The sequence below is a fragment of the Streptomyces ruber genome, from assembly GCF_014648075.1.
Classification (GTDB): Bacteria; Actinomycetota; Actinomycetes; order Streptomycetales; family Streptomycetaceae; genus Streptomyces; species Streptomyces ruber.
Window position 1 is genome coordinate 909,633 of record NZ_BMQK01000001.1, and the last position, 14,075, is coordinate 923,707.

The 14,075-nt window shown below is 75.8% G+C and carries 8 protein-coding genes; all 8 read left to right on the top strand.

Features of this window, described 5'->3' with window-relative positions:
• Window positions 1-168: 168 nt before the first annotated feature.
• The 8 genes from IEZ04_RS04230 to fxsT all read left to right on the top strand — a co-directional run bounded on the left by IEZ04_RS04230 (window position 169) and on the right by fxsT (window position 13,976).
• A complete protein-coding gene (locus IEZ04_RS04230) occupies window positions 169-762 on the top strand; it encodes a CU044_2847 family protein (RefSeq protein WP_189215203.1) in 594 nt (197 codons plus the stop codon).
• Entirely contained in the window at window positions 759-2,960 is a 2,202-nt protein-coding gene (locus IEZ04_RS04235) for a VMAP-C domain-containing protein (RefSeq protein ID WP_189215204.1), read from the top strand. Before IEZ04_RS04230 ends, IEZ04_RS04235 begins: the two co-directional genes overlap by 4 nt.
• Window positions 2,961-3,082: 122 nt before the next feature.
• The gene (locus tag IEZ04_RS04240; protein ID WP_189215205.1) at window positions 3,083-4,108 is read left to right on the top strand and encodes an AAA family ATPase; all 1,026 of its coding nucleotides are present in this window, start codon (window positions 3,083-3,085) and stop codon (window positions 4,106-4,108) included.
• 7 nt (window positions 4,109-4,115) lie between these two features.
• Entirely contained in the window at window positions 4,116-7,628 is a 3,513-nt protein-coding gene (locus IEZ04_RS04245; RefSeq protein WP_189215206.1) for an SAV_2336 N-terminal domain-related protein, read from the top strand.
• Between the two features lie 77 nt (window positions 7,629-7,705).
• Window positions 7,706-7,897: an FxSxx-COOH cyclophane-containing RiPP peptide gene (gene fxsA / locus IEZ04_RS04250; protein WP_189215207.1), complete on the top strand. Its 192-nt coding sequence runs from the start codon at window positions 7,706-7,708 to the stop codon at window positions 7,895-7,897.
• A gap of 198 nt (window positions 7,898-8,095) precedes the next feature.
• Entirely contained in the window at window positions 8,096-9,331 is a 1,236-nt protein-coding gene (locus tag IEZ04_RS04255) for an FxsB family cyclophane-forming radical SAM/SPASM peptide maturase (protein ID WP_189215208.1), read from the top strand.
• Window positions 9,331-10,821: an aKG-HExxH-type peptide beta-hydroxylase gene (locus IEZ04_RS04260; protein ID WP_189215410.1), complete on the top strand. Its 1,491-nt coding sequence runs from the start codon at window positions 9,331-9,333 to the stop codon at window positions 10,819-10,821. Before IEZ04_RS04255 ends, IEZ04_RS04260 begins: the two co-directional genes overlap by 1 nt.
• Before the next feature lie 146 nt (window positions 10,822-10,967).
• The gene (gene fxsT, locus IEZ04_RS04265) at window positions 10,968-13,976 is read left to right on the top strand and encodes an FxSxx-COOH system tetratricopeptide repeat protein (protein ID WP_189215209.1); all 3,009 of its coding nucleotides are present in this window, start codon (window positions 10,968-10,970) and stop codon (window positions 13,974-13,976) included.
• The last annotated feature ends 99 nt before the right edge of the window (window positions 13,977-14,075 follow it).

Genomic DNA, 14,075 nt, shown 5'->3' on the forward strand with positions numbered 1-14,075 from the left:
CTTCCCTCACGGGAAGTAGGGGTGGAGGCTTCCGGTGGGGAGAGCCAGGGAAAAGGATAGGCCGCACGCGCGGGCCCCGAGGGGCCGCGCGCGTACGGGCCACCGCACACGGAGCCCGCGCGCCGGGCCCGCGAGGCCGTGGGGGCGTGGGGGAGACGGGGGAGTGCCATGGGGGACGAAGAGACACGCGTCACGCGCATCGCGATGCCGGACGGAACGCCGGTGTGGGCGCGGATCTCCGGGGCCGAGGAGCTGGCCGTGCCGTCCGGGGAGCTGTCGTACACGGACGTGGGGTTCACCGACCGGGTGGAGGCGCACGTCGAGAGCCTGCAGTCGGTCGTCACCGGCGTCGCCCGCTCACTGGCCGTGCCGCTGCGCGCGGTGCGGCCGGACGAGGTCAGCGTCGAGTTCGGGATCGAACTGACGGCGAAGGCCGGCAAGGTCGTCGGACTGCTCGCCGACGGCGAGGCCAAGGCCGGCATCAAGGTGACACTGACCTGGAACGGCGGGCCGCCGGACACGGTCGGCACCGACTCGGACGCACCCCCGCCGGGCCCGTGGCACGGAACCCCGGGCCACGGCCCCGGCGGGACGCCCCCTGCCCCGGGCACCGAAGGGCCGTCCGCGGAAGCACCGCAGCCGGCCCCTCGCCCCGGTGCCCGTGGTGACGGCGCACCACCGGGATGCGTGTGCGCGGGCGCGTCCACCGGCGCGTCGGTGCACGGTGGGGTCGGTGGACCGGTCACCGGGAGCGGGGCATGACGGAAGGGCACGCCCGGGGTGCGGGGGACGGGTTCGACGGCGCCCACCGTGCGCTCCGTGAACTCGTCATGGCCGCGACGGTACGCATCCATGGCGCGGGGGCGGGGTATGCCGTCGACCAGCCGGTCACGTTCCTCGGCAGTGGTTTCTTCATCGCGCCGAACTGGGTGCTGACCTGCGCCCACGTGCCGCGGACCGGGGTGGGAGGGGAGGTCACCGTGGTGCACGAGAGAGGGCCGGGGCGTGGTCCGCGTGCCGTGCCCGGCCGGGTGGCCGCCGTCCTGCCCGAGCACGCGACGCCCGACGCCCGCGGTAACTGGCCCGCACCGGACCTCGCGCTGGTGCAGCTCCGCGAGGCCGTCGAACACGACTGCGTGTACGTCTCCGAGCGGCCGGCCGCCTACTACGGGGAGGGCAAGGTCCTGTACGCGGGCTGGACCGTGCTGGACGGCCGGCTCCAGTTCCTGGACGGGCCGCTCTCGGTGCAGGGCAGCCTGGGCGGGTGGACCGCAGGGGTGCAGCTGCGGCTGGGGCACAACGACCTGCCGCGCGGAGTCTCCGGAGGGCCGGTGATCGACCCGGAGCGCGGCGAGGTCGTCGGCGTCCTGAAGTCGAGTGCGGACCGGGGGTACGGGGGCACCTCCACGGGCGTCGAGCAGCTGCGGACGCTGGCCGTGCCGCGGGACGCGGTGCGTGCCGAGCACGACGACCTCTACCAGGCGGTCTTCCACGCCCACGACCGCTACCACCGCGACCGTCAGCGCCATCCCGACTCGGTCCGTCCCACCTGGTCCGACGTCCAGGGACAGCTCGGCGCGCGCCCCGGGCGCACGCTCAGACCCGACGAGCGGGTGCAACTGCTCGGACGGCTCGCGGAGCTGCCGCCCCCGGCCAGCACGCGCCGTCTGCTCGACATCCTGGAGTCACTGCCCGACCAGCAGGCCCCGGTGCCGCTCCCGGCACCGCGCGGCTGGCGCGACGGACTCGGCGCCCTGTACGAGAGCACGCGCGGGCACGGCGCCCTGGAGCTCGTCCTCGACTACGCGACGGAGGCGCTGTTCGCCGGGCTGCCCTCCGCCACGCCCGGCACGCGCGCCGCCGAACAGGCGCTGTGGGAGTGGCTGCGGCAGACCGCGGAGCGCCTCGGTCCGGCGTACCGCCGCCGTCTCGGGCGGCGGAGCGTCGAGTGGCTCCGGCTGCGGCAGAGCGCCGGTACGCCCGGCAGCCAGGTGTCCGCCGGTACCGGAGGACCGTCCGCGGCGTACCGCTCCTCGGCCGCCCCGGGACGGACGGCCGACGCACAGGCGCCCGGCGAGCACCCGGCGGCGCGGTCCGGTGGCGCGCTCCGGCCGTGCGCCCTGCTCGAGGTCGTCCCGCGGGGCTGGGAGCCCGACCGCTGCGACTGGCGGATCTCCGTGACCCGCCCCGACGGCGAGGTCGAGCGTCTCGACGAGGCCGAACGGGCCCCGCTGGACGAGCTGCCCGCCCTCCTCGCCGCCCCGCTCGCGGAGGCGTTCCGCCGCTGTGACGAGCCCGGACGGCCCGCCGTGCTCCAGGTGGCGCTGCCGCACCCGCTGCTCGGGCTGGACGTGGACGCCTGGCGGCTGGGTCCCGGCGGGGTGCCGGTCGGCTCGTACCGCCCCGTCGTCGTGCGCTGCGCGGACCGTGCGGAGCTGACGGGCGAAGAGGCGTTCGGCCTCGCCGGCGGCGACCGGGCGTGGGCCTGGGGCGGCGCCGGGCAGGACGCGCGCGAGCAGCGCTGGACCTGGGTGCACGCGCACGCGCCCAAGGCCGAGGTGCTGGACTGCGACGACGGGCTGCGGATACCCGTCCCCTCCGTGGACGGACTGCGCGGACTGCACCCCGGCGCCGTCCCGGTGCTGTGCCGCTACGGCGACCAGCGGTTCGAGGACGACACGGTGGCCCTCGCCCGGATCGTGCACGGCGGCTTCGGCGTGGCCCTGTGGCGGCGCTGGCGCGGCGAGTACGACACGGTGTGCGGCGAGTTCCACCGGAGGGCGGGCGACACGGTCGCGGGCGCGGGTGGTGCGGAACAGCTTCCGGAGCTGGTGCGCGCGCTGCGGGAAGGGGTGCTCGAGGGGCGCGCGGAGACGTACTGGGCCGACGGCATCGCTCTGTTCTACGACGATCCGCAGGCGCCCCTGCCCGGTACGGGCGACCTGCTGGAGGCCCCGTGATCCCGCCGTGCGGGCGCGGCTCCCCGCACCCTTACCAGGCCCCCTGCGGATCGATACCGTGAGGCACGTTCGACGGCTCCCATGGCGTACGAGTGGCGTACGAGTGACGACGAGGACCGGACATGACCGAACCCAGCGAGTGGCTCATCTACCGGGGCGCCGGAGAACCGCACGACGGCATGGACCGGCTGCCCCCGCCCCCGCCCTGGCGCGACTTCACCGGCCGGGAGAACGGGGGGCCCGGCGCGGACGGCTCCCAGGACCGCAGGCTCGGCGCGTACCGGCACCTGGCGGAGCTGCACCGGCCCGGCGCCGAGGAGCTGGAGATGATCAACGCGGCGCTCTACCTGCGCCGCCCGCTCCTGGTCACCGGCAGCCCCGGCGCCGGCAAGAGCACGCTGGCCCACTCCGTCGCGTACGAACTGGGCCTCGGCGACGTGCTGAAGTGGTCCATCGTCAGCCGCTCCACGCTCCAGGACGGGCTCTACCACTACGACGCCATCGCCCGGCTGCAGGATGTGCAGATCGCCGCGCAGGGAGGGTTCGGGGGAGCCGCCGGCAGTCCCGGTGCCGTCGAGGGCATCGGCAGCTACATCCGGCTCGGTCCCCTCGGCACCGCCCTGCTGCCCTCCGACACCCCGCGCGTGCTGCTCATCGACGAGCTGGACAAGAGCGACATCGACCTGCCCAACGACCTGCTCAACGTGCTGGAGGAGGGCGAGTTCCCGATTCCCGAACTGGAGCGGATCGCGGACCGGCTGCCCGACGGCGAGGCCGAGGTGCTCACCGCCGACGGCACCAAGGTCCGGGTCCGCGACGGCCGGGTGCGCTGCCGCGCCTTCCCGTTCGTGGTCCTCACCAGCAACGGGGAGCGCGACTTCCCCGCCCCGCTGATGCGCCGCTGCATCCACCTGGAGCTGGGCCGGCCCGATCACAACCGGCTCGCCACCTTCGTACGCGCCCATCTCGGCGACGAGGCCGCGCGCGCGGGCGACGATCTGATCACCCACTTCCTGGAGCGTTCCCGCAGCGAACTTCTCGCCGCCGACCAGCTGCTGAACGCCATCCACCTCACGGCCGCGGCCGCGCCGCCCAGCCGGGACCGCCTCGCGGACCTGCTCATCCAGCGACTCGACCGTCCGAGGTGAGGCGCTGATGCCCGACGCAGCGGCGCGCCACGGACCGGCCACCGGCCCCTCCCCCGATCCGATCTCCGAACTGATCGTCCGGCTGCGGGCGGGCGGACTCGAGCTGGACGCCGAGGAACTCTGCGACGCACTGTGGCTGGCCCGCTGGTCACGGCCCCCGAACGGTGATGCAGAACCGTTCCGGCCGACGGCGCCCGGTGTCGTGCCGAGGGAGGACCGGGGACCGCTCCCGGGCGCCGCCGCGACCGCCACCGCGCCGCCCGTCCCGCACCCGCCCGCCCCGCCGGAGACCCCCTACGACGAGGGGGGCGACCGCCGTGTCGTCCTGTACCCGGTACCGCAGCCGGGCGCCGCCGCCCGGGCCGGCGGTCCGGGGCACGCGACGGCGCTGCCGGTCGGGGTGCCCGCCGCGCCCGCCTTCCCCTCGCTCCTGGAACTGCAGCGCGTGCTCCGCCCGTTGCAGGGTTACCGGAGTCCGGCGCCGCCGCTGCGGTCGGTGCTCGACGAGACCGCGACGGCCGAGCTGAGCGCCCGGGCGGGCGGGCTGATCATGCCGGTCCACCGCGCCGTCACCCGCGCGGACGCCCGGCTGCAGCTGGTCATGGACGCCTCGTCGTCGATGCGCGTGTGGGACCGGATGTTCACCGAACTGGAGCTGGTCTTCGCCCGGCTGGGCGCGTTCTGGGACATCCAGGTCAGTCACCTCCACGAGGGCCCGGACGGCGAGCCGGCCGTCAGCCGCAGCCCGGAGGCGCACGCGGCGCCGCTGCACGCCGCGGACCGGCTGAGCGATCCCACCGGTCGCCGGATCACCCTCCTCGTCAGCGACTGCGCCGGGCCCCTGTGGCGCAGCGGCCGGGCCCACCGGCTGCTCCACCACCTGGCCCGGCAGGCGCCCGCCGCCGTCCTCCAGCCGCTGCCGCAGCGCATGTGGAACCGCACCCGGCTGCCGGTCGTGCACGGGGAGCTGACGCGCGGTGAGGCGCTGGGCGGCGCGGCGTCCCTCCGGGTCCGCCCGGTGACCGGCGCACCGCCCGAGGACCGTGGGGGAGCGCTCCCCGTGCCCGTGCTGCCGCCCGAGCCGGTGGCCCTCGGTGCCTGGGCGCGCCTGCTGTCCGGGGCCGGCGCGGGCCCGGTGTCCGGAGCCGTGGGCTGGGTGCGCGCGGACCAGCCGCCCGTCCCGGCGGGCCGCCCCGCCCGCCGCTCGTCCGCGCCGGCGCTCGTCAGCCGGTTCCGCTCCACGGCCTCCCCGGCCGCCGGGCGCCTCGCCGTCCATCTGGCGGCGGCCCCGCTGTGCCTGCCGGTCATGCAGCTCGTGCAGCGGACGATGCTGCCCGACTCCGGGCCGGCCGAACTGGCCGAGGTGCTGCTCGGCGGACTGCTCACGCGCGCGGGCACGGAACACGGGGCGGACGGCGGCCAGTGGTACGAGTTCGCGCCGGGCGTCCAGGAGGCGCTGCTGACGCTGCTGGGCCGGGACGAGGCCATGCTGGTCCTCAAGCACTGCTCCGAGTACATCGAGCAGCGCTTCGGCAAGGGCGGCCCCAACTTCCCCGCCCTCGCCCTGGCGCAGCTCGGCGACGGCGGCTCGGCGCGCCCGTACGGGCCGCCGGGCGCCGGGATCCCGGGCCGTGACGAGACCCCCGCCGACAGCGGCACCGGAGGCCACGACGGGCCGGCCGGGCACGGCGGGCCGGGCGGGTCCGACGTGCTGAGCGGAATCGACGGCCTGGGCGGGGCCAACGGTCTGAGCGGGCTCGACGCGGGCGGCCGGAGCGAGGGGGACGACGGGGGCAACGGCGCCCGCGCCCTGGTGCCGCAGCCGTTCGCCGAGGTCGCCGCGCGGGTGCTGGAGCGGTTCATGCCGCTGCCGGACGGCATCGTGTCGCCGGGCGGCGGCGAGCACACGGACCCGGCAGGGGAGCGCCCGACGCACACCGCGGTGACCCGCGCGCGCGACCTGGTCGCCCGGTTCGACCGCGAGGGCATGGTGCAGGACCTGATCGACGCGGTGCAGTTCCTGCGCCGAGCCGCCGAACGCCGGCCGCCGGGGGAGCGGGACCCGCGGCTGTGGGCCGAGTACGCCCTCTCCCTGCTGCGGCTGTGGGAGGTACAGGGCGGCGCGGACCTGCTGCGCGAGGCGGAGACGGCGGCCGAACGGGCCGTGGCGCACCCCGGTGCCGTACGCGAACGGGCCGTCCTCGCCCGGGTGCTGCGCACCGCCGCCACCGACCGCAGGCGCCGCGGCGACCGCAGGGGCGCGCTCGACCTGCTGCGCCGCGCGGACCGGGAGTACGCGGTGGCGTGCGCCGCGCCCGACCTGGAGGACGACGAGGAGGCGCTGCGCCTCACCCTGGAGCGGGTGGGCGCGCTGGAGACGCAGTGGCGCCTCGGCGGGGACAGCGCGCTGCTCCAGGGCGCCGTCGGCATGCTGGAGGCGTTCGCGGACGCCTGGCCCGACCGGGACGAGCGCCCGCCCGGACTGCCGCTCGCCCACGGCCGCGTCCTGCTGCGGCTGTCCGGTGCCACGGCCGACCCCGAACAGGCCCGGCTGTACGCGGAACAGGCCGCCCGGTCGCTGCGTACGGCGCTCGACGCCCGGCCGGACGACACGGCGCCCCCCGCGGAGTGGCCGCGGGAACGCGTCCGCGTCCTGCTCGGCCTGGTCGACGCGCTGCTGAGGTCGGGCGGCTCCCTGGACGACGCGCGGACCCACGTCGGGGAGGCGCTGTCCGGCACCCGTGAACAGGGCCTGCGCGCCTCGCTGCTGGTGCGCGCCGGGCGCATCCACGTGGCGGCGTACGAGGAGTCGGGCGACCCCCGTGAACTCCAGGAGGCGGCCGGCCGCTTCGAGGAGGCGGCCCACCGGATGCCCCGGGACGCGTCCGCCCACGCCGACGTGCTCGCCGAGTGGGGCGAGACGCTGCTGCGCCGGGCGGCCCTGGAGGGCGGGACCCGGTCCCAGCACCATCTGTCCCGGGCGGTCCGCGTGCTGCGGGACTGCCGTACCGAGACACCGGCGGGCGACGGCCGGCTCGCGTACCGGCTGCTGCTGCTCGGACGCGCGCTGATGCTGCGCTACCGCGCGCGGGGCGACCGCGTGGACCTCCGGGAGGCCGAGCACCTCTTCGGTCTCGCGGCGGCCGACGCGGACGACGCGCTGCTGGCCGCGGGCTGCTGGCTGGAGCTGGGCCAGGCCCAGTTCGAGGCGTATTCGAGCCTCGGCCGGCCGGCGCGCCTGGACGAGGCGGTCGACGCGTTCCGCCGTGCGGCGGAGGCGGCGCGGGAGGCGGCGGAGGAGACGGCCGGGACCGACCGCCGCCGCCGGGAGGCCGTGCAGCTGGGGGCTCAGGCCCACCACTGGCGGGGTATGTCCTACGAAGCGGCCGCCCGGCCGCGCGCCGCCCGTGAGGCCTACCGCTCCGCCCGCGCCGAGTGGTCCCGGCTGCCGGACGACACGGTGGGCACGGGGGAGCCCACGGCGCGGCAGACGGCACAGCGGCTGGCGGAGCTGGAGTGAGCGTGGACGCGTGGCGGGACGGTGAAGGAAACGAGCGGGATGAGGGACGTCAGAAATATGAGGGAGGTGAACGGCCGATGGATGCGGAGGAGCCGGGCGTGACGGGCGCGGCGCCGGCGCCGGAGGAACCGCTGCCCGATCTGCTGGCGCTGGACCTCGCCGAGCTGAGGACGGTGCGGCACCCGGTGCTGCGGGAGGTGCTGGCGGAGCTGCGGGAGCGGGCGGCCCGGCCGAGCGAGGTGCTCTGGGGCTTCAACAACTCGCTCTGACCCCCTCCCCGTCCCCTTCCGCCCCTTCGGGTGGCGACCGCCCACCGGCGACCGCCCACGGCGCTCACTTCCGGTCGAAGACATGGTCGAACCAGTCAGCGTGGCGGTCCCGCGTTTGCCGATTTCCGGCCAGGGAATGGCCCGGACGGACAAGGCGACGTGGCGTGAACTCGGGCCGTACAGCATGGGGGTACCGGAGTGCCGGGAAGCAGCGCACCCCGCCCACCGCACGGGACCGCGGACGCCGCCCGGCCCGCGGCCGCCGTCCCCTTCCGCCAGTTCGTCGTCAAGGTGCACGGCCGCTGCAATCTCGCCTGCCGGTACTGCTACCTCTACGAGGGCCCCGACCGCTCCTGGCGCACCCGCCCGGCCGCCGCCCCGCCCGCCGTCCTGGACCGCACCGCGACCCGGATCGCCGAGCACGCGCGCGCCCACGGACTCCCGGCGCTGTCCCTGGTGCTGCACGGCGGTGAGCCCCTGCTGGCGGGCGCGGACACGCTGGCCCGCTTCACCGCGGCCGTACGCGACCGGGCTCCCGCCGGCTGCGCGGTGCACGCCACCGTGCAGACCAACGCCACCCTCCTCACCGAGGCGCGCCTCGCCACGCTCGCCCGGCACCGCGTCACCGTGGGGATCAGCCTCGACGGCGGCCGGCCCGGCCACAACGCCCGCCGCGTCGACCACGCCGGACGCCCGTCCTGGCCCGCCGCGGCGTGCGGGGCGCGGCTGCTCGCCGACCGCTTCCCGTCCCTCTACGCGGGCGTCCTCACGGTCGTCGACCCGGCGCAGGACCCGCTGGAGACGTACGAGTCCCTGCTCGCCCTGCGCCCTCCGGCCCTGGACCTGCTGCTGCCGCACGGGAACTGGTCGGCCCCGCCGCCGCACCGGGACGCCGGGGACGGCGCCCCCTACGGGGACTGGCTGTGCGCCGTCTTCGACCGGTGGTGGGGGGCCGGACGCCGGGAGACGCGGGTACGGCTGTTCGAGAGTTGCGTCGCGCTGCTGCTGGGGCTGCCGGCGGCCACGGAGTCGCTGGGACTCGCGCCGTTCGACGCGGTGGTCGTGGAGACGGACGGTGCCATCGAGCAGGTCGACTCCCTCAAGTCGGCCTACGAGGGCGCGGCCGAGACGGGCCTCGACGTCTTCCGGCACGGCTTCGACAAGGCGCTGTCCCACCCGGGCGTGGCGGCCCGGCAGGCGGGCGCGGCGGCGCTCTCGGACACCTGCCGGGCGTGCCCGCTGCTGCACGTGTGCGGCGGCGGCCACTACGCCCACCGCTACCGGGCCGGCCACGGCTTCGCCAACCCCTCCGTGTACTGCCGGGACCTCGGCCGCTTCGTCCGGCACGTGGCGGGGCGGCTGGCGGAGAGCACGGCGGCACCGGCACCGCCCGTCCCGTCGTCGGCCCGTGCTCGCGAAGGGGGCACCCCGTGATGTTCCAGGCGGTCCCCGACCGCGCCCTCGCCGAGCTGGGCCGCACCGGGGGCGGCCCCGGCACGCTCGCCCTCCTGGTCCGCGACCAGGACACCCGGCGCCTGCTGATGCTGCGCGCCGTGCTGGACGCCGCCGAGGAGGCGGACGCACGGCTGCTTCCCGCCGCCGCGCGCCGGCGGCTGCGGGAGGACTGGGCGATGCTGGCGGAGGCGGACCGCGCGGGACCGCCCGGCGGCCGCCGCGGAACACCGGCCCCCGCACACGCCCCCGCCCACGACCTCTCACCCGCCCGTGCCCTCCTCCTCCACCCCTTGGTGGGCGCATGGGCCAGGAACTGTCTGCGCGGACTGGACGCCGGGGCGGGACCGCGCCCCGAGCCGGACCGCCGCAGTCCGACGCACGACCTGGCGCACTTCGGCGCGCTCGCCGCCGCGGCCGCCGCGCGCGCGGGCCTCCCCTTCGCCGTACGGCTGACCGCCCCCGGCGGAGTCCTCACCCTCCCGTCGCTCGGCGCGCTGCGCACGGCGGAGGCGGGGAAACGGTTCCCCGGAGACGTCCGGGTGGACGTCGCGCACCGGGGCGGCCGTCTGACGCTGCGCCAGCACGAGACGGGCGCCGACGACGTGGTGCTGCACCTGGAGTCGCACACCGGCGCGTGGTCCTCCGCACCCGGCTGGACACCCGCGTACGCGTTGCCCGGACTGCTGCCGGGCGCCGCGCCGATGCCGCTGGACGACCTCGACCCGTACCGTGCCGTGCCCGCCGGGCCGGACCGCGGCGGGCCGAGCGGTCCGGCGGCGCCGGACGACGCGGAGCGCAAGCGGTGGGTGCAGACCTGGGCCGGGACGGCCGCCGCCCTGCGGCTCGGCGGCGAGCACCGGGTCACGGAGGCCCTGACCCTGCTGCGCTGCCTCGTGCCCCTCGCCGCGCCGAACGGGACCGCACCCGGCGGCCGCGGCACGGGCAGTTGCAGCGCCACGCGGCGCGAGGCCTTCGGCGCGCTGCTCAGCAGTACGCCCGAGAGCCCCACCCTGTTCGCCGCCACCCTCGTCCACGAACTGCACCACACCAAGCTGTCCGCGCTGACGGACATGGTGACGCTGCATCACGCCGACGGCGCGCGGAAGTACTTCGCGCCCTGGCGTCCCGACCCGCGCCCGTACGACGGTCTCTTGCACGGCGTCTACGCGCACCTGGCGCTCGCGGACTTCTTCCAGCGCCGTGCGCTCACCGCCGGGCGCCCGTCCCGCCGGGAGTCCGCGTGGGCCGCGCACGCGCGGTACCGGGAACAGGTCGGGGCGGCGCTGCCGGCGCTGGTCGCGTCACCGGACCTCACGGTGCCCGGGCGCCGGTTCGTCGACGAGATGATCGCCGAGTACGAACGGCAGAGCGAGCACCCCGCGCCCCGCGGCCACGCCGCCCGGGCCAGGGCCTACGTCGAGGCGGCACGCGCGCTGTGGGCCGCCCGGATGACGCGACCGACGCAGTGACGTCACGTCGTGGATCCGGGTTGCCGATCCGGGTGAAGATCGTTGCGCTTGCGGAAGGACGAACCGGGCCGCGGACGACGGGCGCTCCACGTGACCTGTCGCCGCGCGGGTCCAGGTTCTAAACTCACGCGCGGGGAGGCCGCCGCATGTCTGGAGCTCGTACGCCGGTCGGGTCAGCCGAGAGGGGAACCGCGCGGCAGACCGTCACGATCAGCTTCGCCGGTTTCAACCGGGCCTGGGCGGCCTGGATCGGGGACCGGCTGGAGCGGCGCGGGATCCGTGTCGTCTACATGCGCTGGGACTCGCCGGCGGGCATCCCCCTGGTGGACTCGCTGCGCGACCTGCAGCTCGCCGAGGGCCGCGTCCTGATCGTCGTCAGCGAGTGGTACTTCCAGCTGGGACCGCGCACCCACGAGGAGTGGAACGCGGCGCTGCGCGAGGTGGCCGCGCCCGACCCGGCACGGTTCGCGGCCGTCTCCGTCACCACGGCGACGGTCCCCACGGCCGCCGCGGTGCTCGCCCCGGCGAACCTGACCAACATGGGCGCCGAGGAGGCCGAGCGACGCCTCCTCGACCGGCTCGACCTGCCGTCCGATCCGCTGCCCGACGCGGCCGACGACGACCGCCGCGGCCCGCGCTTCCCGGCGACCATGCCCGAGGTGTGGGGCGGCGTACCGCGCCGCAACACCCGCTTCACCGGCCGTGAGCCGCTGCTCAACGACGCCTACCACCTGCTGCAGGGCGCCGAGCAGGGCGCCGGCGTGCTGACGCTGCACGGCATGTCCGGGGTGGGCAAGACCCAGCTCGCCGCCGAGTACGCCTACCGGTTCGGCTCCGAGTACGACGTGGTCTGGTGGGTCAACGCCGAGAAACGGGTGACGTACCGGCGGGTGCTGGCCGAGCTGGCGCCGAAACTGGGGCTCACCACGGGCGCGGAGTACGGCGAGCGGCTGCGCGCGGTGCGCGACGCGCTCCGGCGCGGCGAACCGTACGGGCGCTGGCTGCTGATCCTGGACGGCGCGGACGAGCCGGACCAGCTCTGGGACCTGGTGCCCACCGGCCCGGGCCATGTCCTGATCACCTCCCGCAACCCCGAGTGGGGCGAGCACAACAGCCGGATGCTGGAGGTGCCCGTCTACGACCGGGACGAGTCGGTGGCCTTCATCCGCCGGCGCGCGCCCCGGCTGACACCGGCCGAGGCGAAACAGCTGGCGGAGGCGCTGGAGGACCTCCCGCTGCTCCTCGACCAGACGGCGGGCTGGCTCAACGACTCGGACCTGTCGGTCGACGAGTACATCCAGCTCCTCGAGGGCGGCGTCGACCGGGACGTGGTGAAGGTGTCGGCGGACTTCCCGCTGGCCTTCCAGACCGCCTGGTCGATATTGCTGAACAACATCCGCGAGACCGTCCCGGAGTCCGTCGCCCTGCTGCGGCTGTGCACCTTCTTCGCGCCCGGCTCCATCCCCGTGCGGCTGCTCAAGGAGATGCCGGTCGACGAACTGCCGGAGCAGATCGCCGGACTGCTCAACGACCCGCTGCTGTGGAACCGGGCCATCAACCAGCTGCGCCAGTACTCCGTGGTGCGGCTGGAGTCCCACGAGACGTCCGGCGAGGAGGCGTCTCCCGGCGAGTCGCTGTACGTGCACCGCATGGTGCACCAGATCGTGCACAAGGACATGCCGGACGAGGACCGCCGGGACTTCATCGACGTGGTGCGGCGCGCCCTGGCGGCGGCCGACCCCGGCCGCCCGACCGACTCCCGCCTGTGGGACCAGTACGCGGAGATCGTGCCGCACCTGAAGTACGCGGACGTCCTCAAGAGCACGGACCGCACCGTGCAGCGGCTGGTCCTCAACTGCCTCAGGTACATGTGGTTCACCGGTGAGTACACCTCGGGCATCACGCTCGGCGAACGCGCCCTCGCGGCCTGGCGCGAGCTGATCGGCGAGGACCACCCCCGCGTCTGGGAGGTGACCTACCACTACGCCAACCTGCTGCGCTCCGGCGGGGAGTACGTGCGCACCGAGGCCATCGAGCGGGCCGCCGTGGAGTACCTGCGGCGGGAGCGGGGCGAGGAGGACCTGGACTACCTGCGGGCGGCCAGCGGCCTCGCCGCCGACCTGAGCGCGCTCGGCCGCTACGAGGAGGCGCTGCAGCTGACCGAGCGGCTGTACTCCGTCTACCGCGGTCTCCTCGGCGAACAGGACTCGCGCACCCTCAACGCCCTCAACAACCTCGGCTTCTCCCTGCGGCTGCTCGGCCGCTACGACGAGACCCTCGACATCGACCGGCGGACGCTGGAGGCACGACGCCAGCTGCTGCGGGGGCGGCACCCCTGGACGCTCTTCTCCGAGACGTCCTACGCGATCGACCTGCGGCTGCTGGGGCGGTACGGCGAGGCGGAGTCCGTCCAGTCGAAGAACCTGCGCGACCACCGCCTCCTGATGGGCGCCGACAACCCGCAGACCCTGCGCGCCGAGCTCAACCTCGCCCTGTGCCAGTACCGCGGCGGCGCCCGGGAGAGCGCGGGCCGGCTGTTCACCCGTGTGCTGGAGCGCTACGAACGCAAGCTGGGCGAGGCCCACATGCAGACCCTGGCCGCAGCCGTCAGCCAGAGCTGCTACGCGCGCGAGCACGGCGACATCGACCGGGCGCGCGAGACCAGCGAGTCCGTGATCGCCCGGTACGAGATGGCGCTCAGCCCCAGCCACCCGTTCCTCGTCGGGGCCCGTGCCAACCACGCGCTGATCCTGCGCAGCGTGGGCGAGCGGGACCACGCCCTCGCCCTGATCGAGCAGGCGCTCGTCGACATGACGGCCGCGGTGGGGGAGAACCACCCCTGGACGCTGGGCTGCGCCGTCAACGCCGCCGCCCTGCGCAACCTCGTCGGCGACCCCGAGTCCGCCGCCGAGCTCAGCCGGACCACCGTGACCAGGGCCATCGAGAGCCTCGGGCGTACCCGTCCGCTGACCCTGACCGCGCGTATCGCCCTCGCGGCCGACCTGCGGGCGCTGCGGGACCGCCGGCAGGCGGAGAAGATCGAGCAGGAGGCGCTGTCGGACCTCGAGGCCACCCTGGGCGACCAGCACGTCCACACCATCGCGGCACGCTCCCGCACCCGCCCGTACTGGGACTTCGAACCGCAGGCGACCTGACCGGCGGGACACCGGCCACGGCCGGCGGGACACCGGCACGGAAAAGGGCCCGGCCCCGGAGGATGCCTCCGGGGCCGGGCCCTTCTCCGTACGGCGACG